Annotated in this window: 18 protein-coding genes; 9 read left to right on the top strand and 9 right to left on the bottom strand. The window is 65.9% G+C overall.

Annotated elements, in window-relative coordinates; translation table 11 throughout:
* Positions 1 to 11: 11 nt before the first annotated feature.
* Positions 12 to 1526 carry a carotenoid oxygenase family protein gene (locus ACODRV_RS00090; RefSeq protein WP_488907009.1) on the bottom strand — a complete coding sequence of 505 codons (1515 nt, stop codon included), beginning with the start codon at positions 1524 to 1526 and terminating at the stop codon, positions 12 to 14.
* A gap of 134 nt (positions 1527 to 1660) precedes the next feature.
* Here ACODRV_RS00090 and ACODRV_RS00085 point away from each other — a divergent pair, with 134 nt between their 5' ends.
* A complete protein-coding gene (locus ACODRV_RS00085) occupies positions 1661 to 2848 on the top strand; it encodes an acyl-CoA dehydrogenase family protein (protein ID WP_488907008.1) in 1188 nt (395 codons plus the stop codon).
* Between the two features lie 249 nt (positions 2849 to 3097).
* Here ACODRV_RS00085 and ACODRV_RS00080 read toward each other — a convergent pair whose 3' ends face one another.
* Entirely contained in the window at positions 3098 to 5431 is a 2334-nt protein-coding gene (locus ACODRV_RS00080) for a TonB-dependent receptor (protein WP_488907007.1), read from the bottom strand.
* Between the two features lie 374 nt (positions 5432 to 5805).
* On the opposite strand from ACODRV_RS00080, the gene ACODRV_RS00075 reads away from it, so the two are divergent.
* From ACODRV_RS00075 to ACODRV_RS00055, 5 genes are all read left to right on the top strand, one after another.
* Positions 5806 to 7167, top strand: a complete 1362-nt coding sequence (locus ACODRV_RS00075; protein ID WP_488907006.1) for a spinster family MFS transporter — start codon at positions 5806 to 5808, stop codon at positions 7165 to 7167.
* Positions 7167 to 8795: an AMP-binding protein gene (locus ACODRV_RS00070; RefSeq protein ID WP_488907005.1), complete on the top strand. Its 1629-nt coding sequence runs from the start codon at positions 7167 to 7169 to the stop codon at positions 8793 to 8795. The genes ACODRV_RS00075 and ACODRV_RS00070 overlap by 1 nt, the downstream gene beginning before the upstream one ends.
* Positions 8796 to 8826: 31 nt before the next feature.
* On the top strand, positions 8827 to 9768 hold the full coding sequence (locus ACODRV_RS00065; RefSeq protein ID WP_141625663.1) for a winged helix-turn-helix transcriptional regulator: 942 nt from the start codon (positions 8827 to 8829) through the stop codon (positions 9766 to 9768).
* Positions 9769 to 9885: 117 nt separating this feature from the next.
* Positions 9886 to 10287, top strand: coding sequence for a nuclear transport factor 2 family protein (locus tag ACODRV_RS00060; protein ID WP_141625662.1), 402 nt, complete (start codon positions 9886 to 9888; stop codon positions 10285 to 10287).
* Positions 10284 to 10658 carry a nuclear transport factor 2 family protein gene (locus ACODRV_RS00055; protein WP_141625661.1) on the top strand — a complete coding sequence of 125 codons (375 nt, stop codon included), beginning with the start codon at positions 10284 to 10286 and terminating at the stop codon, positions 10656 to 10658. Before ACODRV_RS00060 ends, ACODRV_RS00055 begins: the two co-directional genes overlap by 4 nt.
* Before the next feature lie 60 nt (positions 10659 to 10718).
* Here ACODRV_RS00055 and ACODRV_RS00050 read toward each other — a convergent pair whose 3' ends face one another.
* The 5 genes from ACODRV_RS00050 to ACODRV_RS00030 all read right to left on the bottom strand — a co-directional run bounded on the left by ACODRV_RS00050 (position 10719) and on the right by ACODRV_RS00030 (position 15475).
* On the bottom strand, positions 10719 to 12224 hold the full coding sequence (locus ACODRV_RS00050; protein WP_488907004.1) for an AMP-binding protein: 1506 nt from the start codon (positions 12222 to 12224) through the stop codon (positions 10719 to 10721).
* The gene (locus ACODRV_RS00045; protein WP_488907003.1) at positions 12221 to 13042 is read right to left on the bottom strand and encodes a DUF1295 domain-containing protein; all 822 of its coding nucleotides are present in this window, start codon (positions 13040 to 13042) and stop codon (positions 12221 to 12223) included. The genes ACODRV_RS00050 and ACODRV_RS00045 overlap by 4 nt, the downstream gene beginning before the upstream one ends.
* A 35-nt stretch (positions 13043 to 13077) precedes the next feature.
* Positions 13078 to 13836, bottom strand: a complete 759-nt coding sequence (locus tag ACODRV_RS00040) for an SDR family oxidoreductase (protein WP_488907002.1) — start codon at positions 13834 to 13836, stop codon at positions 13078 to 13080.
* 9 nt (positions 13837 to 13845) lie between these two features.
* Complete coding sequence (locus ACODRV_RS00035) at positions 13846 to 14376, bottom strand: nuclear transport factor 2 family protein (protein ID WP_141625658.1); 531 nt, start codon at positions 14374 to 14376, stop codon at positions 13846 to 13848.
* 76 nt (positions 14377 to 14452) lie between these two features.
* Positions 14453 to 15475, bottom strand: a complete 1023-nt coding sequence (locus ACODRV_RS00030) for an NAD(P)H-dependent amine dehydrogenase family protein (protein ID WP_488907001.1) — start codon at positions 15473 to 15475, stop codon at positions 14453 to 14455.
* A gap of 164 nt (positions 15476 to 15639) precedes the next feature.
* Between ACODRV_RS00030 and ACODRV_RS00025 the strand changes: the two genes are divergently transcribed.
* From ACODRV_RS00025 to ACODRV_RS00015, 3 genes are all read left to right on the top strand, one after another.
* Positions 15640 to 16575, top strand: coding sequence for an SDR family NAD(P)-dependent oxidoreductase (locus ACODRV_RS00025; RefSeq protein ID WP_488907000.1), 936 nt, complete (start codon positions 15640 to 15642; stop codon positions 16573 to 16575).
* A gap of 41 nt (positions 16576 to 16616) precedes the next feature.
* The gene (locus ACODRV_RS00020) at positions 16617 to 17771 is read left to right on the top strand and encodes a DNA cytosine methyltransferase (protein ID WP_488906999.1); all 1155 of its coding nucleotides are present in this window, start codon (positions 16617 to 16619) and stop codon (positions 17769 to 17771) included.
* A 69-nt stretch (positions 17772 to 17840) separates the two neighbouring features.
* Positions 17841 to 18278, top strand: coding sequence for a surface-adhesin E family protein (locus tag ACODRV_RS00015; protein ID WP_141625654.1), 438 nt, complete (start codon positions 17841 to 17843; stop codon positions 18276 to 18278).
* Positions 18279 to 18314: 36 nt separating this feature from the next.
* Here ACODRV_RS00015 and gyrB read toward each other — a convergent pair whose 3' ends face one another.
* Both gyrB and ACODRV_RS00005 read right to left on the bottom strand, forming a co-directional pair.
* A complete protein-coding gene (gene gyrB, locus ACODRV_RS00010; protein WP_141625637.1) occupies positions 18315 to 20753 on the bottom strand; it encodes a DNA topoisomerase (ATP-hydrolyzing) subunit B in 2439 nt (812 codons plus the stop codon).
* A 131-nt stretch (positions 20754 to 20884) separates the two neighbouring features.
* Entirely contained in the window at positions 20885 to 21124 is a 240-nt protein-coding gene (locus tag ACODRV_RS00005; protein WP_488906998.1) for a hypothetical protein, read from the bottom strand.
* Positions 21125 to 21483 lie beyond the last annotated feature (359 nt).

The raw sequence follows: 21483 nt of genomic DNA, 5'->3' as shown, positions 1-21483 counted from the left end.
TGTCCTGTCCCTTACGCCGCCGCCTGCGAGGCGCGGATGGTTTCGCCCTGCGCCCAGGTGGCGTGGGTGCCGCTGGACAGACGGCCCGGCAGGATGATCCGCGCCACCGGCCCGTCGCCGGGCTTCTGCGCATCATAGATCACGCATTCCGACCGGTTCTCGATCATGTCTGTGACATAGGTGATCAGATAGCCGTCATCCTCGCTCGTCGCGCCGATGCGCGGGGCGAACCCGGGCTCGGAGCCGTAGCGTTCCGGGCCGAAGTCGACGGCCCAGCTCTCGCCCGTATCCATGTCATGCTTGACCAGACCTGTGAACAGGAACCAGCCGGGCTTGGACACGGCGCTGTAGGCGTAGCGGTACTTCACCCCGCCGTACTGGTTGTTGATGATGCCGAACTCCAGAACCCGATCATCCAGCCGCTGCTCGGTCGTCTCGCCGGTCTTCAGGTTGAAGCGCCAGCGGTGCAGCTTGGGCTGGAGCATGTTCTGGTCGAGGAAGGTCATGATCCGCTCATGCCCCGGCCAGGCGTCCGGGCTGGTCTGGGGCACCGGGTTGTCCTGGAAGTAGCCGTCCATGACGATCTCGTCGCCCTCCTCCCATGCATTGAGGAAGTGCAGGACGTAGGTCGCATCGGCCTCGAACCAGCGCACATCCTCGGCCTTGCCGTAGCGCGGAATGATCCCGAACCGCGACTTCATCTCCGGATGGAAGCGCGCCGCATGGATGCCTTTGGGCAGCAGGTCTTCTTCCCAGAACAGCGGGAAGTCATTCAGGATCGAATAATTGGTCGTGAACGCCATGTCGTGCGGCAGGCGCGCGCCCGGCAGCGGGATCGGCGTGAAATGCTTCAGCCTGTTGTCCGGCCCGACCACACCATAATGCATGTGCGGCGCGGCCTTGGAGTAGTTGAAGAACAGCAGGTCGCCGGTCTTCTCATCGACCTTCGGGTGGGCCGAAATCCCTTCCGGTGGGACCCAATCGGCGCTCTCCAGCTGCTCCATGGTGTAGGGGTCGAGGCGATAGCCCTCACCGCACTGGTAGAAGGTCGACAGGATGGCCCCCGCGTGGACGATCACATCCGTCGAGGACGAATCCTTCAGCCCGCCGTGCGCGCCCCAGCCCGGCTGTTGCGACAACGACGGATGCTCGGCCAGTCCGGCCCAGATCGCATGCCCCGCCGCCTGCTCCGCCAGGAAGCCCTTGGTGCGGACGAAGCGGTTGCGATAGGCGGCCTTCCCGTCCCGGAAGCTGATCGTGTGGATCATGCCGTCGCCGTCGAACGGGTGGTAACGGCCGATCGGCTCATGCACCGGGTTCTCGGTGTTGCGCACATAGACGCCGTCGATGTCGGTCGGGATGGTCCCGACCACCGGCATGTCCTCGGCCGTGAACTCCTCATGCTGCGGCGTCCAGGCGCCGGTCATGTAGGGATGCTCGTTCGGCTTCAGCGTGACCTTGAACGGCTCCTGCGAGACCTTGCCCAGCTGGACATCACGCGCGGCGCCGGTCGGTTCGAAACCCATCGAAAACTCCTTGCGGACCAGAGGCCCGGAAATAGTGGCTTTCGTTAGAATACCATTCTTGTCGTCCTTGGCGAGGGCTTTTAGTATCAAATCGAAAGCGACGCCGAACACGGCGCGAAACGGGAGGATTATCGATGGCAGACCACACCGCTACGGCGCTCGACTTCGACGGCCTGCGCCCGCCCAGCCCCTTCCTCACGGCGCGGCATGACGCCTGGCGGACCCAGCTTCGGACCTTCGTGGACACCCACATCGCCCCGAACCTGAAAGACTGGGACGCCGCCTCCGACTTCCCCGACAGCCTCTATGTCGAGGCGGCCAAAGCCGGGATTCTCGGCATGGGCTTCCGCGAGGACCTCGGCGGTACGGGCGAGGACATCGACCTGTGGGATCGCATCATCTTCGCCGAGGAGTTCTTCCGACTCGGCTCCGGCGTGGTCTTCGCCGACCTCGCCACCCCGTGGATCGCCCTGCCCCCGATCATCTCGGGCGGCACGCCGGAGATGCTGGAGCGCGTCGCCAAGCCGGTGCTGGCGGGCCGGAAGAAGATCGCCTTCGCCGTCACCGAACCGGGCGGCGGCTCCGATGTCTCGGCCTTCACCACCACCGCCGAGCGCAAGGGCGACGTCTTCGTCGTCAACGGCGGCAAGACCCTGATCTCGGGTGCCATGAAGGCCGACTTCCTGCTCACCGCCGTGCGCACCGGCGGCCCCGGCATGGGCGGTCTGTCCATGCTGCTGATCGAGACCGATCAGGCAGGCCTGACCCGCGGCCCGGTGCCCGGCCTTGAATGGTACAATCGCAACAACGGCTGGCTGAAGTTCGACAATGTCGAGGTTCCCGTCAGCAACCTGATCGGGGTCGAGAACCGCGGCTTCGCGGGCCTCGCCGGCCAGTTCAACATCGAGCGCTTCAGCGGCATTTCCGCCACCCTCGCCATGGCCCGAACCTGCATCGCGGAGGCGATCTCGTTCGCCCGCGAGCGCCAGACCTTCGGCAAGCGGCTGATCGACCACCAGTCGATGCGCCACAAGATCGTGGAGATGATCCAGCGCCTCAAGGCCGCCTACGCCTTCCTCGACATTCTCGTCTGGCGCTTCCAGCGCGGCGAGACCCCGGTCGCCGATCTGGCCCTGCTGAAGGTGCAGGCCACCACCACGCTGGAGCACTGCGCCCGCGAAAGCCTGCAGGTCCTCGGCGGCCGCGCCTACACCGGCGACAACCGCGTCGAGCGCATCTACCGCGAGGCCCGCATCTTCGTCATCGGCGGCGGCTCCGAGGAGATCCTGCGCGACCTGGCGGCGAAGCAGATGGGGTTCTAGCCAAAGCCCCGGCCCTTACCCCACGACCGGGGTAGGGCCGGGGATGGGGGGGGGGGTGCGCGCCCGGTCTTGAAAGCGTGGCGCACAAGGCGCTGACACCACCTCCCCCGCACCGCCCAAACAGCCTGAACTCACCCCCAACCAGCCCTCCCCCCGTCGAGTGGGAGGGCTTCTTTGCAACAGACAAGAAGAAGGCCCCGGCGTCAGGATCGCGCCGGGGCCCCAAGGTTCAGGAAAACGCAGCGTCCGTCAGAAGGTGCGCCGCAGGGTGATCCCGTAGGTACGGGGATCGCCGAGGAAGGCCGAGTAGGATCCGGCCTGGAACGTGGCCGGGATCACGCGGCGATAGTAGTCCTTGTCGAACAGGTTCCGCGCCCAGATGTCGACCGCCCAGGTCTCGTCCGGTCCCCGCAGGGAGAGGCGGGCGTTGGCGACCGAGAACGAGGGCTGGATCCGGTTCGGATCGAAGCCGCCGGTGTAGAACTCGGAGCTGTAACGGTTGTCGATATAGGCCACGCCGGTCAGCTGCTCGCCGATCGGGAACTCATAGGTAACCGAAGTGACGTTCACCCAGTCCGGCGACTGCTCCATCTCCCGACCCGAGTAGGCCGAGTTGCCGGCGCTCGTCGGATAGTAGGCGTCGGTGTAGCTGAGGCCGTTGGTCAGGGTCAGGCCCTGCATCGGACGCCAGGTGATCTCCAGCTCCGCGCCCTCCGAGATCGCTTCCTCGAGGCTGCGAACCACGAAGTTGACGCCCGTGTACTCGATCAGCTGGAAGCCCGAGAACTTCTGGTGGAAGATCGCGAGATTGGCCGTCAGGGTGCGGTCGAAGAACTCGCCCTTCAGACCGAACTCATAGGCGTCCACCGTCTCGTCCGAGAAGGCCAGATCAGCGGCGTTCGGCGTGGCCGGGGTGGTGAAGCCGGCCCGGTCGAAGTTGTAGCCGCCCGACTTGTATCCGCGCGAGTACGAGAGGTAGCTCGTCAGGGTCGGCAGGAACTCATACGACACGTTGAAGGTGCCGGTGACGGCATCCTCGGTCCGCGAGTCAGAGTCTCCGGCCGTGTTGAAGCGGGTATCCCAGAACGGGGCGCAGAAGCGGGTGATCCCCGGCGCATCCCCCGTCGCCACGGCGCTGTCGCACGCCGGGTTGAAGTTCTCGCCTCGGAAATCGATCGACTTCTTGTTGTTGGTGTAGCGCAGACCCGCCGTGATGCTCAGCTGGTCGGTGATGTTGAAGATGTTGTGAGTGAAGACCGACATGTCGCGGCCGTTCTGGTTGCCGATGCCACGGGCGCCGTCGCCCGGAGTGAAGGCCGCCAGGGTCGTCGCCTGGAAGGTCGCCGCGCCGCCGTAGATCAGCGGATAGTCCGCGCCCATCCGGTACGCGGAGTCGTTCATCACGTCCTCGTCCGAGTAGTAGGCGCCGACCAGCCAGTCGACCATGCCCGCCGTACCTTGCAGGCGGACTTCCTGGGTGAAGACATCGAAGCTCTGGTGCAGGCCGTCCGGGGCGAAGAAGCCCAGATCAGCGCCCGAGTGATCAAAGTCCTGCGAGCGATAGGCTTCCCAGCTGCGATACGCAGTGATCGAGGTCAGAGTGCCGAAACCAAGCTCCCAGTCGGCCTGGGCCGAAACGCCCCAGTCGACGATGTCTTCCTGGTTCTGGCGACCGCTGGACTTGGAGGCCTCGCGGTCGAACGGGTCGGTGCTGGTGTAGCCCACGTCGCCACGCGCGCCCGCCAAGGTGTTGACCAGACCATAGGTCGGGCCGGCGATGGCGAGAACGGCCACGCAGCAGTTCTCATCACGGTTGGTGTAGTCGGCGCTGAAGCGCCACGTCAGTGTGTCGCTCGGCTCCCAACGCAGTTTGGCCCGAACGAACTGGCGATCCAGATTGTCCAGGGTCTCGGCGCTGTTGGCGTCCTGATAGAAGCCGTCGCGGGTCTCGGAACTGGCTTCCAGACGGAAGGCGGCGTTGTCCGACAGCGGAATGTTGATGGCCCCGGCCAGACGCATGTCCGAGTAGTTGCCGTAGGTGCCCTCCAGCCGTTCCTCGACGCCGGCGAAGCTCGGGTCGCGGGTGACGATGTTGATCAGGCCCGACGAGGTGTTCCGACCAAACAGGGTGCCCTGCGGTCCGCGCAGAACCTCGATACGTTGCAGGTCGCCGAGTTCCGACAGAGCCACGCCGGTGCGGGCGCGGGTCACGCCGTCGATGACCACGCCGACCGAAGACTCAAGGCCCGGGTTGGTCGAGGTGGTGCCGATGCCGCGAATACGGATCGACGAGTCGGCGCCGCCACCCGGGGTCTGGAACTGGACGCTCGGCGCCAGGCCCGTCAGTTCGCGAATGTCGGACACGCCCGAATTCTGGAGCTGTTCCGACCCGATGGCCGTCACGGCGACCGGGACGTCAATGAGCCGCTCTTCCCGCTTGGTCGCGGTGACGATCACCTCGTCCAGCTGGGTCGCGTTGTCTTGCGGCGGTGTTTGCGGTGCCGTCTGGGCCCACACCGGCGTCGCGCCGAGAGAAGCCGCCAGAAGCAATGCGGATACGCTGATCGAACCTCGAATGGTCACGCCCTATCCTCCCATGAGCCCTCGTTTAGCCGAGGTGCTTCAGTGCTAGGTGTAACTTGCGTATTCAGACTGTCAAATAGCTTTTGTAATCAGACCAACTTCCATGCTTGAGTGTGTGACGGTCGCGACGCTCGCTTCGCCATAGCTCCCGGGAGCCGGCGACAAGTCAGTGCGTAAGGCCACGCAGACCGGAAAACCGGCGCGAGAACAGGGAGTTGAGGCGAGCCCATGGAGACATCGGCCTTACGTCATAGCGATCAGACCGGACCGCTTTCGCGGGCCGTGACGAGGCGCGATATCCCGTCCCGCGCCGGCGATCAGGCTGCGCCTAGTCACTTTCACCTTTAGATTGATTGCTTGACCGAACCTCGCCGATGACCAGTACGACGTCCCCTGAAACGCCCGCCACGGCCTCCGCTCAAAAGGCCCGGATCTGGCCCCATCCCGGATGGGGATGGTTCGCGGTCGCTGCGCTGATGGTGGCCTACACCTCGAGCTTTATAGATCGGCAGATCCTCAGCCTTCTGGTCGAGCCGATCCGCGCGGACCTGAACATCAGCGACACTGAATTCAGCCTGCTGGCAGGCCTGGCGTTCTCGCTGTTCTACACCCTTCTGGGCGTGCCGTTGGCGCGGCTGGCCGATCGGGGCAGCCGCCGCCTGATCATCATGATCGGCATTGTGGTGTGGAGCGTAATGACCGTGTGCTGCGGTCTGGCCAACAGTTTCTGGGCCCTTTTCGCGGCGCGGATCGGCGTCGGCATCGGCGAGGCGGCCCTGTCGCCCGCCGCCTACTCCATGATCTCGGACTACTTCCCGCCCCGCATGCGGGCCCGCGCTCTGGCGGTCTATTCCATGGGGCCGTATATCGGCGCCGGTCTGGCCCTGATGATCGGCGGCGGGGTGATCGACGTCATCGCCCGCCACGGTTCCCTGACCCTGCCGCTCGTCGGTGAACTGGCTCCCTGGCAACAGACCTTTGTTCTGGTCGGCCTGCCCGGCCTGCTGATCGCCGCCCTGTTCCTGATCGTCCGCGAGCCGCCTCGTCAGGGACTGGTGAAGGCCGACGCCCACTCCGGCGTGATGCGCTTCCTGTGGGCGCGCAAGAAGACCTTCTACGCCATGATCATCGGCTTCTCGATCTTCGGAATCGCGGGCATTTCCTACCTCGCCTGGATTCCGGCGGTTCTGATCCGCACCCATGGCTGGACGGCTTCGCAGGTCGGCTTCACCTATGGCGCGGTCCTGCTGCTGGCCGCGACGCCGGGCGTGCTGGTCGGCGGCTGGCTGAGCGACTTCCTGTCCGCGCGCGGCCGCAAGGACGCCCCGCTGTTCGCCGCCATCATCGGTCTGGTGTGCAGCATCCCCTTCGCCATCGCCACGCCCCTGATGCCGACCGCGACGCTGACCGTCGCCTCGCTGGCCGTGTTCAGTTTCTTCGCCGGGGTGATGAACAGCCTGCCCGCGACCTCGCTGCAGTCGGTGTCGCCCAACCAGTTCCGGGCGCAGGTGACCGCTATCTACTTCCTGATCGGCAACCTGATCTCGCTGGCCGGCGGCCCGACCATCGTGGCGGCGATCAGCGACACCCTGCTGGGCGGGTCGCAGAAGATCGGCCTGTCGCTGTCCATCGTCAGCGGCATCTGCATCACCGTCGCCTCGCTCATCCTGATCAAGACCCTGCCCCACTTCCGCGCCAGCGTAGAAGAGGCGCGCGAGTGGCAGGGAGAGAACTGATGGGCGGATTGAAGCTTCCCTGGTTCGACCCAAAGCCGCCGACGGCGGATGAGTGCGTGATCCCGCGCCTGCTGGATCGGTACGCCGCCGCGACGCCGGACAAGGTCTTCATCCGATATGAGACCGGCGAGACATGGAGCTGGAGCCAGACCCGGCAACGGGCGCTGGAGACCGCAGCCGCCCTGCAGGCCCGCGGTGTCAAGAAAGGCGACATCGTCGCCGCCTGGGCGCCGAACTCGGCGGCGCTCGTTCGCTCGTGGTTCGGCGCGAACTTCGCCGGCGCAGCCTTGGCGCCGATCAACACCAGCTTCCGCGGCAAGCTGCTGGAGCACGCGATTCGCAAGACCGGGGCGACGATCCTGATCGTGCACCCTGATCTGGTCGAACGACTGGAAGGCCTTTCGCTGGGATCGGTCCAGCGCCTGATCCTGACCGGCGAACCACACGGCCCGATCAATCTGGACGTCGCGGTCGAGCCTGCCTCTGCCCTCACCGGCGATGCCTCGGCCTATGTCCGGGTCGAGTCGGATCCATGGGACGTGCCCGTGGTCATCTTCACCTCCGGCACGACCGGCCCGTCGAAGGCGGTGCTGACCTCCTATGTGCAGGAGTGGACGACCGGCAAGGTCACCTACGGCTACATGCACGGCGACGACCGGATGCTGGTCAACCTGCCGATGTTCCATGTCGGCGGCATCGCGGCGATCACCGCGGCGGTCGCCTGCGGCGGTTCGGTGGCCCTGTTCGAGGCGTTCGACACACGACGCTTCTGGGACGTGATCCGTGAGACGGAATCAACCGTGTGCAGCGGCCTGATCGGCGCCCTGACCGCCTTCCTGATGAAGGAACCGCCGAAGCCGGACGACCGGGACAATCCACTGCGGATGGTGACCCTGGCGCCGATCACCGAGGACACGGTCGCGCTCGCTGACCGGTTCGGCTTCGACTACATCTCGGGCTTCAACATGACCGAGGTGTCAGGCCCTCTGATCTGCGCGGTGAACGAGCCGGTGATGCGCTCGTGCGGTCGGGCGCGCGAAGGCATGGAATGCCGGATCGTTGACGCCTTTGACAACGAGGTGCCGCACGGAGAACCCGGCGAACTGGTCATTCGGGCCGACCATCCCTGGACCCTGAGCCACGGCTACCTGGGCGATCCGGAAGCGACGGCCGAGGCCTGGCGCAATGGCTGGTTCCACACCGGCGACCTGATGCGGCGCGACGAGGAGGGCTGCTTCTTCTTCATCGACCGCAAGAAGGATGCGATCCGAAGGCGCGGCGAGAACATGTCCTCGCTGGAGATCGAGATTGAGGTCTGCGGTCATCCGGCGGTGCGCGAGGCGGCGGCCTATGGTGTCGATCTGCCCGGCGGCGAGCAGGAGGTGATGGTGGCGGTCGCCCCGGTTCCCGGCGCGACCATCGATCCGAAGGAACTGATCGAATACCTGATCCCGCGCATGACCCACTTCATGGTGCCGCGCTATGTGCGGGTCGAGGCGGAACTGCCGAAAACCCCGACCAACAAGATCCAGAAGACGGGGCTGCGGGCGGACGGGATCACCGCGGAGACGTTTGATCGGGAAACCGCCGGTCTGTCCGTTCGCCGACAGAAGCTCTCGACCGCTTGAAACCCGCTCGGCCAGACCGCTAAGACAAGCCATGGCTTCCCAAGGCGCGCCGAAGACCCGGCTGGTTCCGAAAAGTTCCCTGAACCGGGCGCTCAATGCGCTCGGTGACCGCTGGAGCCTGCTGATCGTTCAGGAAGCTTTCCTCGGCGCCACCCGGTTCGAGGAGTTTCACGAACGGCTGGGCGGTGCGCGCAGCACCCTGTCCAGCCGCCTGCAGGCGCTGGAACGGCACGGCATTCTCGAGAAGCGCCCGCACAAGGATGAGGGCGCACGTATGGCCTATCATCTGACGCCGCGCGGGCTCGACCTGTTCGACAGCATGATCCTGATGTGGGGCTGGGGCGTGCGCTGGGGCGTCGCAGGCCGCCGCGCCCCGACCGTCTTCGTGCATACGGTCTGCGGCAAGGCGATGCTGCCTGAGGTGCGATGCTCTGACTGCGGCGAGCCCATGACCCTGCATAGCTGCAGCTTCGTGCCCGGCCCCGGCCAGGGGATGGAAAAGCTCCCCGTCCAGCGCATGCACCGCAAACGTCAGCCCACCGACGGCACGGCGGCCCTTGAGCTGGTCGACCTGCTGGGCGATCGGTGGACCGGTCTGGTCGTCAGCGTCCAGTATTTCGGCATCCACAGGTTCGATGAAATGCAGAACATGCTGGGTATCGCATCCAACATCCTGACTGACCGCCTGCGCACGCTGGAGACCGCCGGCATCTTCGAACGGCGGCTCTACGAGATCACCCCGCCCCGGTACGAGTACTGGATGACCAAGAAGGGGCTGGACCTCTATCCCCACGCCCTGACGATGTTGAATTGGGCCGAGACCTGGCTCAAGGACAAGGCGGGAGCCCCCGTCCGCATCCGACACAATTGCGGCGCGGCGCTGGCCAGCGAGGTGGATTGCAGCGTCTGCAAGGGACGGCTGAAGATGTCCGAGGTTCTGCTGAAGCCGGGCAAGGGCCACACCATCGCCTGATCCCCAATGCGTTCACCGGGACGTGAAAGTTTCGGTTTGAAAGCGCAAGTCAGGTCGCTTGCATAAACAAACTTACCGTCCTAGCGTTGGCTCAACGACAAGAACGGGAGTGACGCCATGGGCGAGAATATGAAGGTGGTCGAGGCCATGATGGCCGCGTGGAAAAAGCGCGATGTCGAGAGCTTCATCGCCACCCTGTCCGACGACATCGAGTACCACTGGCACCCCACCAAACGGGCTGCCGTGGGCAAGGAGAAGATGCGCAAATTCCTGTCCAATTATGAGCAGGGCTTTGACCAGCAGGAATGGCGCGTGACCCATTCGGCCGAGAACGGCGAGGTGCTGTTCGTGGAAGGCATGGAGGTTCTCATTGATCGCGCCACGGGCGTGAAGATGGACAATCCTTTCGTGCAGGTGTTCGAGGTGCGCGACGGCCTGATCCGCCGGATGCGGGACTATTACGACACCTCGCAGGTTCACGCCCCGGCGAAGCCGGACGCCACCAAGGCTACGGCGTGACCGCGCCGATCGACCGCCTGCGGGCATTGATGGAAGTCTCGGGACGCCGCGACAAGGCGGCGTTCCTAGATGCCTTCGACCCGGCCATAGAGTACCACTACCACGTCGGCACGCGGCCCCTGATCGGAATCGACTGGGTCGACAGGTTCATCAGCCGCTATTGGGCCAATCACTCAGAGACCGAGTGGGTGCTCGATAACTGGGCCCAGAACGGCAAAAAGGTGCTGACAGAAGGCCGCGAGGACTACGTCAACGCCGAGGGGGTGAAGGTGTCCCACCCCTATATGGGCATCATCGAATTCAATGACGCCGGCAAGATCGTCGCCTGGCGCGACTATTTCCAGATGAAGGACCCGGCCGCGATGGGTTGATCCGGACGGGACGAAAGCGAGAGGCGCACGGGCGACCGTGCGCCTCTTTTCATGCCCGTATCAGCGCTCCAGCCGCTCGGCTCTAAGCTGACTGCGCCGGACCTTGCCCGCATCATCACGCAGGCGGTCGGCGGTGACCTCGAACGTGCGGGGCTGTTTGTAGCGGGCGATGCGGTCGGCGAGGAATTCAGCGAGCGCCGCCTGATCCAGCGCTCCGTCCACGGTCTCGACAATGGCGTGGACGCGCTGGCCCAGATCGTCATCGGGCAGGCCGATGACCACGCTGCACTGAACCCCCGGGAAGGCGTCGATCGCCGCCTCGACCTCGGCCGGATAGACGTTCGCGCCCCCCGACAGGATCATGTCCACACGACGGTCGGCGAGGAACAGATAGCCATCCGCGTCCACCCGTCCCATGTCACCGAGGGTCTCGAAGCCGCCAACCGCTTTCGGCTCGGCGCCGAGGTAGCGGTAGGTGGCGCCCTGCCCCCGCAATGGGCGGAAGAAGATCTCCCCGACCTCGTCGATGTCACAGGGCGAGCCGTCCGGGCGCAGGACCTGCATTTCGTAGCCAGGCAGGATGCGGCCGACCGAGCCGGGCTTGCTCAACCACTGGACACCGTTGATGCCGGTGCCGCCCATGGCCTCCGTACCGGTGTAGAGCTCCCAGACCGTCTCGGCCCCCACCCAGTCGATCCAGGCCTGCTTGAGCCAGGGCGGACAAGGGGCCGCGATGTGCATGACCGCGTCCAGCGAGCTGATGTCGTACTTCGCCTTCACCTCATCCGGCAGGGCCCAGATGCGGTGCATCATGGTCGGCACTTGGAACAACCAGCGGACCTTGTGCCGCTCGATAAGACGAAGGGCCTCCTCCGCGTCGAAGCGCGGCATCAGGACAACATGCAGGCCCCAGCCGAGCGCGAAGCAGGTCATGCCGAACGGGGCGGCGTGATACAGCGGCCCCGGATTCATCAGGACGTCGTCATCCGGCAACATGCCCAGCAGGGGCTTGTCCGGGTCTGCGACCCCCGGCGACATATCGACGATGACCTTGGGCCGCCCGGTGCTGCCGCCCGAGGCGATAGCCTTCAGGTGAGGCGCGATCTTCTCCGGCAGCGGGCTGCTGTCGGCGTCGGGGTCGAAGGTGTCGGCCTCCGCATGAGCGGGCCAGTCGCCCGCCTTCGCCGCATCATTGATGACCACCAGTCGAGGCTTCAGCAGATCAAGGATACCCGCCAGTTCAGCGGCCGGCAGCTTGTGCGACAGGGGCGCCGGGGTCGCTCCGAGGGCCCAGATCGCGAACGCCAGTTCCAGGAAGGCCGGGGTGTTCGGCAAGGCGATGGCGACGAAGTCTCCCGCCTGCACGCCCAGTCGTTCCAGGGTCCGTGCTCGACGGTTGACCCGCGAAGCGAGCGCCGCGCGGGTCAGGGTCGTTTCCTCGAACGACAGGGCCGGAGCGTCCGGATCGCGCGCGGCGTGGATGTCCAGCAAGGCCCCCATCCCCCGCGGCGTCATCTCGCCGATGCCGGGGGTGGACATGACACGGGGGGTGGCGGGCCGCTTCACGCGGCCCCCGCCTTCTTTGGCGGCCACGGGATCAGCGAACTGGTGCGGGCGATGTATTCCGCATAGCCGGGACGCTGATAGGTCAGGCGTTTCTCGTAGGACGGCCCGCCGCTGTACTTCACGAACATCAGCAGGAGCAACAGCGGTCCGGCGATTGAGACGACGCCGAGCAGCCCCGTCTCGGCCGCCACCAGCCAAAGGCCGAACCAGACGCACAGGTCGCCGAAGTAGTTCGGGTGACGCGTATATTTCCAGAGGCCGCTGGACAGCACCTTGCCCTCGTTGGCCTTGTTCGCCTTGAAGCGCACCAGCTGGAAGTCGGCGGTGCTCTCGAACAGGATGCCGAAGATCACCAACGCGGCGCCGATCCAGCCGAGCGTGCCGATTGCGGCCGGGGTGGTCGAAAGCTGACCCAGCTGGACCGGGAGGCTGACGGCCCAAAGGATCGGAGCCTGGAACATGAAGACCAGACGCCAGGACGCGACCGGGAAGCTCCAGCCCCTGGTCTCCTGCGCGCGGGTCAGCATCTTCACATAGCGCCTGTCCGGCCCATGCGAGCGCCAGCGCCAAAGGATGTACAGACCAAGGCGCAGCCCCCAGACGCCGGCGAGCACCAGCAGCAACTGCATCCGGGCAGGCGAGCCATCCGCCTGCAGGAAGGTCGTCACGGCCATGAAGGCCAGCCCCAGCGCCCACCAGGCGTCGACGAAGGTGACGTCCTTCAGAACGCAGCCGATGGCCCAGAGGATAACGAAGGACGCGATACAGACCCCGAGGTTAATTCCCAGGATCGTGATGATCTCCTGAATCGGCGGCATTGGGCTCCCTCCCCTTTTGCTTTGTGCGCCGGCGCCTAGCGACCGGTCGTCGGTTCCTTGACGTGGACGGCCTTGGCCATCTGCCGCTCCAGCCCCTTCGGATCGCGGGCCTTGGCGGCGCGCATCTCGACGGCGAAGCGGTCGGTATCGATTTCGTCGGTCCCGCGCGTGATACCGCGCATGGCGACACGGGCGATGTCTTCCGGCGCCTCCTTGGCGCCCTTTACGTGCGAGGCCATGCGGGTATCGACCGAGCCGACGATCAGCGAGGTGACCGTCGTACCCTGCCCGGCCAGTTCAGCGCGGATACAGGTTCCCGCCGCGCGCATGGCGAATTTCGACGGGCTGTAGCCGCCCATGTTCGGCACGGCGAGGATGCCGCCCACCGAAAGGACGTTCAGAATCGCCCCGCCGCCGTTGGCTTTCAGGATCGGAGCGAAGGCGCGGGCCATCGCGAGGGGGCCGAAATAGTTGACCTCCATTTCGTTGCGCGCCGCCGACATGTCGTCCGCGCCGATCAGCAGCGCGTTGTGGAAGGCGCCCGCATTGTTGACCACGACCGACACGTCCGGACAGCCGGCGGCCGCCGCCGTGATCTGGTCCGGCTTCGAGACGTCCAGCGCCACGGCCTGAACCCTGCCGGGGAACTCTTCCTCAAGGTGTTTCGCCGACGCCGGGTCGCGGGCGCCGGCATAGACCCTGGCCGCCCCCTCCTGCATCAGCACCCGGACGAAAGCCTCGCCGATCCCGCGATTGGCGCCGGTGACGATGGCGACACAGCCCTGAACTTCCATGATCGAACCTCAGGCGGCGGTGTAGATGATGTCGTCGGGCTTCTTGGCTCCGCGGCGCAACTGGCTCGGATCGTTGGTGATCGCGCCCCGCGCCCAGGTTTCCGAGATTTCGTGTTCCTCGTTCCACTCCCAGCACATGGTGCGGCGCAGGATCCGCCACTCGCTCCCCCGCTTTTCCATCTGATCGACACAGCGGGCCAAGGTGCGGGTGTCAAACAGTTCGCCCTTCACCTTCAGGCGGGACGCCGTGAGGATGTAGCATTCCGCGGTCGCCGTGGTGGCGCTCTTCAGCTCGATGACCATGTTCATGGCGAGATGGTTCATCAGCCCGGCCTTGGGCAGACGCTCCTTGACCACAGCCACCCACTCGCTGGCCGGACCGTTGAAGGTGCCGCCGTGATCCTCCCAGCCGTCGGGCCAGTAGGCCCGCTCCACCAACGCTTCATCCCCGCGATCACACCCGCGCAGGAACAACAGCAGCGTTTCCTCGATCGCCTTCTTGTCCAGAAGGGCCTGCACCTCGGGATCGCGTTCGGCCATGGTCGTTTCCTCAGGTCGTTATTTTAGTCTTTGATTGAAAGTGACATGACTTTTGTTAGCGGGCAACCCGCTCGGGTCACAGTCGCAGCAGTCCCGGCGGCGCCGAAACAACGCGTGGAATGGCGTCCAGCACCATGGCGGCGACCGCGAACTGCTCCGGCTTGGTGCGGACACTCTCAGGCGCTGTGTCGACCAGATCCATTGCAATGGTCAGGCCCGGAAGGCCGTCCACCTCGATCTGCCAGTGAGGTTTCCCGGCGAAGGCCGGATCGGTCGGGTCCATGATCCAGTTCACCTCATGGGTGATGCGACGGCCCCCGTCTACGAGGCCGTGCACACGCCAGGTGGTCGCCGCGACCGTGCCTTCCGGAATAGTCCCGGCGGCCACGGTCAGATCCCGTGCCGCGAGCCGCAGTTGATGGTCTGATTCATAGCCGTCCAAGCTTAGCCCGATCCGCTGCGCCAGACCTTCCACGCTCTGGGCGAACATGCTGTCGAAGGTCCGCGCCAGAGCGCCGTCCACAAGATCAATGGACGCCGGGTCCGCACCGAAGCCGAGGGCCTCGAACACATAGTCGGGGTTCGGAACCGTTGTGCAATCAATGATTTCCCGGGTCGCGACGTTCCGATGCGACAGGCATAGCGACACCGCATTGGCCGCCATTCTCTCGGCCACCCATCCCGGATTGACTCCCGTTCCAGCGAGCGTCACGCCTCCTTTCAAGGCGCTGCTCTCGAGGCGGGCCGCATAGTCCGCGCCGAGCGCCCCGGGCTCGAAGTAGTTGTTGATCGAGATGACGTTCTTGCCCGCCTCCAGCAGGCGGCGAACGTCGGCGTCATGACCATCGTAGGGGTCTGACAACATCGGGCAGTGCAGGACCACATCCGCCTCCAGCGCCAGAACATCGTCGATGGACCGGGTGGCGATCACGCCGGTCGGATCGCGTCGCGCGATCTCACCGGCATCCTTGCCCGACTTGGCCGCCCCATAGACGAACAGCCCGACCAGTTCGAAGCGCGGATCGTCGATGACCGCCCTCAGACAGGTCTTGCCCATCGAGCCGGTCGCCCACTGGATCACGCGGATCGGTCTGGTCATGAAAAGCGGCGCCTGTGACTTTCGATATCGAACCGTTACGCCATTAGTCTATAAACGCAAGCCGGTTGCCAACACGCCTCACTCATTTAGTATGTTTACGAAAGCGACAATGGACGCGCTGGGGAGGATGACCGATGGCTGAACCGCCGTTTCTGCAAGCCCTTATGAAATCTATGAATTTCTACGCCCGCTTCGCACCTTCGTTCACGCGTGTCGGCTACGTCGCGCGTGGACTGCCTTTCCGTCCCGTGCGGGCTGACTATTCCGGCCAGACCTGGCTGGTCACCGGTGCGACAGGCGGGCTGGGCCGCGCCGCGGCGCTTCGCGGCGTAAAGAAGGGAGCGACCGTCCATGCCGTCGGCCGCAACGTCGCCGCGCTGGAAGCCCTGCAAACCGCCGCCTCTGGCCTGCCCGGCCAGATCGTCCCGGTGGTCTGCGACCTGTCCTCGATGAAGGCCGTGTCGGACCTGACCCGCCGGCCCGAGATCGTGAGCCAGACGTTCGATGTGCTGGTCAACAATGTCGGGCTGCTGATGCGGTCCTACGAAGCGACGGCGGAGGGGCTGGAGACCTCCTACGCGACCAATCTGCTGGGCCACTACATCCTGACCGAGCAGCTGTATGCCGAGGGTCGGCTGGCGCGGGGGGCGGCGGTGATCAACGTCGTCTCGGGCGGGCTCTATAATCTGCCCCTGACCAAATCGATGCTGAATATCCCCGAGGAAAAGTTCAACGGCTTCGCCGCCTATGCGGCGCACAAGCGGGCGCAACTGGCGCTGGCTGAGCACTGGCGGGCGACCTTCGCCGACATCGGGGCGAAGACCTATGCCGTACACCCCGGCTGGGCGGATACGGCGGGGGTGAAGACCTCCCTGCCCAAGTTCCGCAAAGTGCTGGCGCCCATCCTGCGCAATGACGACGAGGGGGCCGACACCATCGACTGGCTGGCGGCGACCCGGCCAGCCGAGGTGGTGGACGAAATCTGGTTCGACCGGAAGCCTCGGACGGCCCATGCCTATCCGCACACCCGCAACCCGCGGACGCAGATCGCAGAGGTGGTGGCCTTCCTGGAGCGGGACCGGCAGGCCCTTGTCGGCTGACCCATGGACCGGGCGCCGCCGAGGCTCCATGCTCGAAGGCGATGGTCGAATCGGCACCTTTTCAGGCGTATGAGTTCTTCGCCGGCGGCGGCATGCTGCGGGCGGGGCTCGGCGACGGCTGGACCTGCGCCTTCGCCAATGACATCGACCCGCAGAAGGCCGCCTTCTACCGCGCCAACTGGGGCGGCGATGACCTTGTGGTCGGCGACATCGGCGCCCTGAGCTCCGCCGATCTGCCGGGACAGGCGGACCTGATGTGGGGCTCCTTCCCCTGCCAGGACCTGTCGCTGGCGGGACATGGAGCGGGGCTGGGCGGCGCCCGCTCGGGGACTTTCCACGCCTTCTGGGGACTGGCCAACGGACTGGTCCGCGAGGGGCGGGGCCCGAAGATCGTCGCCATCGAGAATGTCTGCGGGGCCCTGACATCGCGGGAGGGGCGTGACTTCGAAATCCTGTGCCGGACCTGGGACGAGGCCGGCTATGCCTTCGGTGCGCTGGTGATCAACGCGGACCGGTTCGTGCCGCAGTCGCGACCCCGGCTGTTCGTGATCGGGGTCCGGGGCGATGTGTCCGTCGACCCGGCCTTGCTGGCGAGCGGACCTGAGGGGGCGTTCCATCCGGCCAATCTGACCCGGGCGGTCGAGCGGCTGCCGCAGGACCTGCGGGAACGCGCCCTGTGGTGGCGGTTGCCGGAACCGGAAGCGCCGCCCGCCCGTCTGGCCGAAGTGACGGAGGCCGAGGGCGCCCATCTGGAGTGGCACAATCAGGCGCAGACGGCGCGGCTGCTGGAGCTGATGTCGCCGGTCAATCGGGCCAAGGTGGAGGCGGCCCGGTCCTCCGGTAGCTTGCAGGTCGGCGCCCTTTACCGGCGAACCCGGAAGGACGCCGACGGGCGCAAGGTCCAGCGGGCCGAGGTGCGTTTCGACATGGCCGGCTGCCTGCGGACGCCGGGCGGCGGTTCGAGCCGCCAGACGCTGTTGGTGATCGAGCATGGCCGCATCCGGTCGCGACTGATGACGGCGCGCGAGACGGCGCGGTTGATGGGCCTGTCCGACAGCTACCGTCTGCCGGGGTCTTACAGCGCGGCTTGCAAGCTGACCGGAGACGGGGTCGCGGCGCCGGTCGTGCGCCATCTGGCCCGCTGGCTGTTCGAACCGTTGGCCCGTGCGGGCGAAGCGACGGCGAGAGCCGCCTGAGCGGGCGGCGCTTGAAAAACCGCCGGTCTGGAGCATCATGGCTAACGATGTTCCTGGGGAGGTTCTCTGATGAAATTCGCACTGGCGGCCACCGCTGCCCTGACCATGGCCGCGACGCCGGCCCTGGCTGAGGACTGGCACGCCTTTTCCCGCACACCGAACCGCGCCTATCTGGCGGATGTCGACAGCATCACGTCGGTCCCGGGCGGCATAACCTCGATCCGGATCGCCTCGGCGCCGCTGAATTTGCCCGCCACCGATCTCAGCCACAGCCAGGAAATCTATCAGTTCGACTGCGGCGCCGGGAAATGGCGGACGGCCGGGGCGAAGGATTTCGCCGCGGACGGCAGCGAGGACGGCGACTATCCCGAGGAAAACGCCGCCTGGGAAGCGGTGCGCCCCAATACGGCGCCGGAATTCCTCAAGCAGATCGTCTGTGACGGCGCCCGCTCGCAAGGCACGACGTACCCCAGCATCCGGGCCTTCGTGGAAGCCGGGCGGCCGTAGCCGGAGGCCCCGGCCAAGCCGCCCGGAGCCCGGCTCTTACGCGTCGACGGCGGCGTCGAGGGCGTTTTCCTGGATGAACTCGCGGCGTGGCTCCACCACATCGCCCATGAGTTTGGCGAAGAGGTCGGAGGCCTCTTCCTCATGCTCGACCGAGACCTGCAGCAGGGTGCGGGCGTTGACGTCCAGCGTCGTCTCCCACAGCTGCTCGGGGTTCATCTCGCCCAGACCCTTGTAGCGCTGGATGGCGATGCCCTTCTTGCCGGCGTCGAGGACGGCGTCGAGCAGATCGATCGGACCGCGAATGGTCACGGTCTTGTCCTTGCGACGGAAGACGGCGGGGGCGTCGAACAGGCCCTCGAAGGCGGCCGCGCGCTCGGCCAGACGACGGGCGTCAAGCGAGCGGATCAGGGCTTCTTCCAGAACGATGCGTTCGGTCACGGCGCGGCGAACACGCTCGAAGGCGACGGCCCCCTGCGCGCCCGGAGCGCCGGACCAGGCGCCGTCGCCTTCCTCGGCGAAGAGGTTCAGACGTTCGGCGGCCTTCGACACATCCCCGCCCTCATCAGAGAACAGACCGGCGAGGGCCGACTGCTCGATGGCGAAGGCCGGAGCGCGCTGCGACAGGCGATCCACGCCCGCCTTGAAGGCCTTGGCCTCACGGACCAGCGCCTGCAGGTCCAGACCGGTGCGACGCTCGCCGGACGGCAGGTCCAGCTCGGCGTCCGACGAACCTTCCTCGATCAGATAGGCGTCCATGTCCGCCTGGTCCTTGAGGTAGCGCGACTGCTTGCCCTTGGAGACTTTGTAGAGCGGCGGCTGGGCGATGTAGACGTGCCCGCGCTCGATCAGCTCCGGCATCTGACGGTAGAAGAAGGTCAGCAGCAGGGTGCGGATGTGGGCGCCGTCGACGTCGGCGTCGGCCATGAGAATGATCTTGTGGTAGCGCAGCTTGTCGGCGTTGAAGTCGTCGCGGCCGATGCCGGTGCCGAGCGCCAGAATGAGGGTGCCGATCAGTTCGGACGACAGCATGCGATCAAAGCGGGCGCGCTCGACGTTCAGAATCTTGCCGCGCAGGGGCAGGACGGCCTGATTTTCGCGATTGCGGGCCTGTTTGGCCGAGCCGCCGGCGGAGTCACCCTCGACGATGAACAGCTCGGACTTGGCCGGATCGCGTTCCTGACAGTCGGCCAGCTTGCCGGGCAGGGACGAGATTTCCATCGCCGTCTTGCGGCGGGTCAGGTCACGGGCCTTGCGCGCGGCCTCACGGGCGGCGGCGGCCTCGATGATCTTGGCGACGACCTGTTTGGCCTCGACCGGATGTTCCTCGAACCATGTGGCGAGACCTTCCGAGCACAGGGCCTCGACCGCCGGGCGGACCTCTGACGAGACAAGCTTGTCCTTGGTCTGGCTGGAGAATTTGGGATCGGGAACCTTGACCGACAGAACGCAGGTCAGGCCTTCGCGGGCGTCCTCGCCCGAGACCGAGACCTTCTCCTTCTTGGCGGCGCCGGCGGCTTCGATATAGCCGCCCATGACACGGGTCAGCGAGGCGCGGAAGGCCGACAGGTGGGTGCCCCCATCCCGCTGGGGGATGTTATTGGTGAAGCACAGCATCGTCTCGTGGTAGCTGTCATTCCACCAGAGGGCGAGGTCGAGTTCGATCCCCTCCTTCTTGCCGCGGATGACGATGACGTCCTTGAGCAGAGGGGTTTTGGACTTGTCGAGGTGGCGCACGAAGGCTTCGACGCCGCCCTCGTAGTGCAGGATTTCCTCAAACGGCTCGGCGTGGCGGTCGTCGCGCAGCTTGATGACCACGCCCGAGTTCAGGAAGGCCAGCTCACGCAGGCGGTGTTCCAGCGTCTTCAGGTCGAAGTCGATGTGGCTGAAAGTGGTCAGCGACGGGAAGAAGGTGACCTGGGTGCCGGTCAGCAATTCCCCTTTCTTCGTCCCCTCGGTGCGGATCGGAGCGTCGCCCGTGACCTTGAGGCTTTCGGCGGTGTCGCCGCGCTCGAAGCGCATTTCGTGGCGCTTGCCGTCGCGGAAGATGACCAGCTTCAGCCAGTCGGACAGGGCGTTCACGACCGAGACGCCCACGCCGTGCAGACCGCCCGAGACCTTGTAGGAGTTCTGGTCGAACTTACCGCCCGCGTGCAGCTGGGTCATGATGACCTCGGCCGCGGAGACGCCTTCCTCGGCGTGGATGGCGGTCGGGATGCCGCGCCCGTTGTCGGTCACGGTGACCGAACCGTCGGCGTTCAGGATCACCTCGACCAGATCGGCGTGACCGGCCAAGGCCTCGTCGATGGCGTTGTCGACCACCTCATAGACCATGTGGTGCAGGCCCGAGCCGTCGTCGGTGTCGCCGATATACATGCCGGGGCGTTTGCGAACGGCATCCAGGCCCTTGAGAACCTTGATGGAGTCGGCGCCGTATTCGGCCGGGGCGACAGCGTCGTCGGGGGTCTGGTCGGTCATCAAATCGGTCGGTGAGACGGCCCTGTGAAGGACCCGGAAAACGGCGCGAATCTGGCCCGCGCCGGAAGGCTCAGAATATAGGAATTATCGCGGGAATTGCGAGCTTTCCGGGGCGATTCCCGTGGGTGGTTTCAGGGGGCGCCGACGGGGTCGGAATCCGGTTCGACATCCTCGAGCAGGAAGAGAAGCGGGGAGACGATGAAGTCGCGCGTCGGGAAGCGTCCGCCGTCCTGGATCATGCCCTGAAAACAGGCCTCGCGCGGACTGCGCGGCTCCAGTTCGCCGCGGGCGACACCTTCGAGGCGCAGGCGTTGGGCGGCCATCAGCATGGCGTTGCGACGATGACGGCGAGAGGGACGGCGTGGCGACATGTGCGGGCTTTCGGAGTTGGAAGTGGATTGCGCCCATCTCCCTCCCCGCCCGGCTTCGTGCGTCTCCCTTCCCCCTCGAGGGAGGAGGGCCGGGGATGGGGGTGAGGGCGCGGTGTTCCGGCGTGAGGCGCGGGAGGCGGGGTCGATGGAGCCTTTCGGGGTGGTTCTGAGCGTCACTGCATTCACCCCCACCCAACCCTCCCCCCTCCGCCAAACGGGAGGGCTTTGAATGGAGCACGACTGTTCGCCGCTTCGTCCCGGATCGGCCTCGCCCTTCGGGCTCGTTGTCCGGGATGACAAGGCAATGCGGTCTCGCCCCGCCGCGAAACGCGGCAGGTCGAGTGGGAAGGGCGCGGGAC

The organism is Brevundimonas sp. FG8, assembly GCF_057808845.1.
Note: the sequence above shows the minus strand (reverse complement) of the source record. Positions and strands in the feature narration are given on the sequence as shown.

What these genes read in the sequence shown, in the direction of transcription:
- ACODRV_RS00040 (WP_488907002.1), bottom strand. Translation starts at nt 13,836, where the DNA reads ATGGAAGTTCAGGGCTGTGTCGCCATCGTCACCGGCGCCAATCGCGGG.
- gyrB (WP_141625637.1), bottom strand. Translation starts at nt 20,753, where the DNA reads ATGACCGACCAGACCCCCGACGACGCTGTCGCCCCGGCCGAATACGGC.
- ACODRV_RS00090 (WP_488907009.1), bottom strand. Translation starts at nt 1,526, where the DNA reads ATGGGTTTCGAACCGACCGGCGCCGCGCGTGATGTCCAGCTGGGCAAG.
- ACODRV_RS00060 (WP_141625662.1), top strand. Translation starts at nt 9,886, where the DNA reads ATGGGCGAGAATATGAAGGTGGTCGAGGCCATGATGGCCGCGTGGAAA.
- ACODRV_RS00025 (WP_488907000.1), top strand. Translation starts at nt 15,640, where the DNA reads ATGAAATCTATGAATTTCTACGCCCGCTTCGCACCTTCGTTCACGCGT.
- ACODRV_RS00020 (WP_488906999.1), top strand. Translation starts at nt 16,617, where the DNA reads ATGGTCGAATCGGCACCTTTTCAGGCGTATGAGTTCTTCGCCGGCGGC.
- ACODRV_RS00085 (WP_488907008.1), top strand. Translation starts at nt 1,661, where the DNA reads ATGGCAGACCACACCGCTACGGCGCTCGACTTCGACGGCCTGCGCCCG.
- ACODRV_RS00065 (WP_141625663.1), top strand. Translation starts at nt 8,827, where the DNA reads ATGGCTTCCCAAGGCGCGCCGAAGACCCGGCTGGTTCCGAAAAGTTCC.
- ACODRV_RS00075 (WP_488907006.1), top strand. Translation starts at nt 5,806, where the DNA reads ATGACCAGTACGACGTCCCCTGAAACGCCCGCCACGGCCTCCGCTCAA.
- ACODRV_RS00070 (WP_488907005.1), top strand. Translation starts at nt 7,167, where the DNA reads ATGGGCGGATTGAAGCTTCCCTGGTTCGACCCAAAGCCGCCGACGGCG.
- ACODRV_RS00045 (WP_488907003.1), bottom strand. Translation starts at nt 13,042, where the DNA reads ATGCCGCCGATTCAGGAGATCATCACGATCCTGGGAATTAACCTCGGG.
- ACODRV_RS00035 (WP_141625658.1), bottom strand. Translation starts at nt 14,376, where the DNA reads ATGGCCGAACGCGATCCCGAGGTGCAGGCCCTTCTGGACAAGAAGGCG.
- ACODRV_RS00030 (WP_488907001.1), bottom strand. Translation starts at nt 15,475, where the DNA reads ATGACCAGACCGATCCGCGTGATCCAGTGGGCGACCGGCTCGATGGGC.
- ACODRV_RS00015 (WP_141625654.1), top strand. Translation starts at nt 17,841, where the DNA reads ATGAAATTCGCACTGGCGGCCACCGCTGCCCTGACCATGGCCGCGACG.
- ACODRV_RS00005 (WP_488906998.1), bottom strand. Translation starts at nt 21,124, where the DNA reads ATGTCGCCACGCCGTCCCTCTCGCCGTCATCGTCGCAACGCCATGCTG.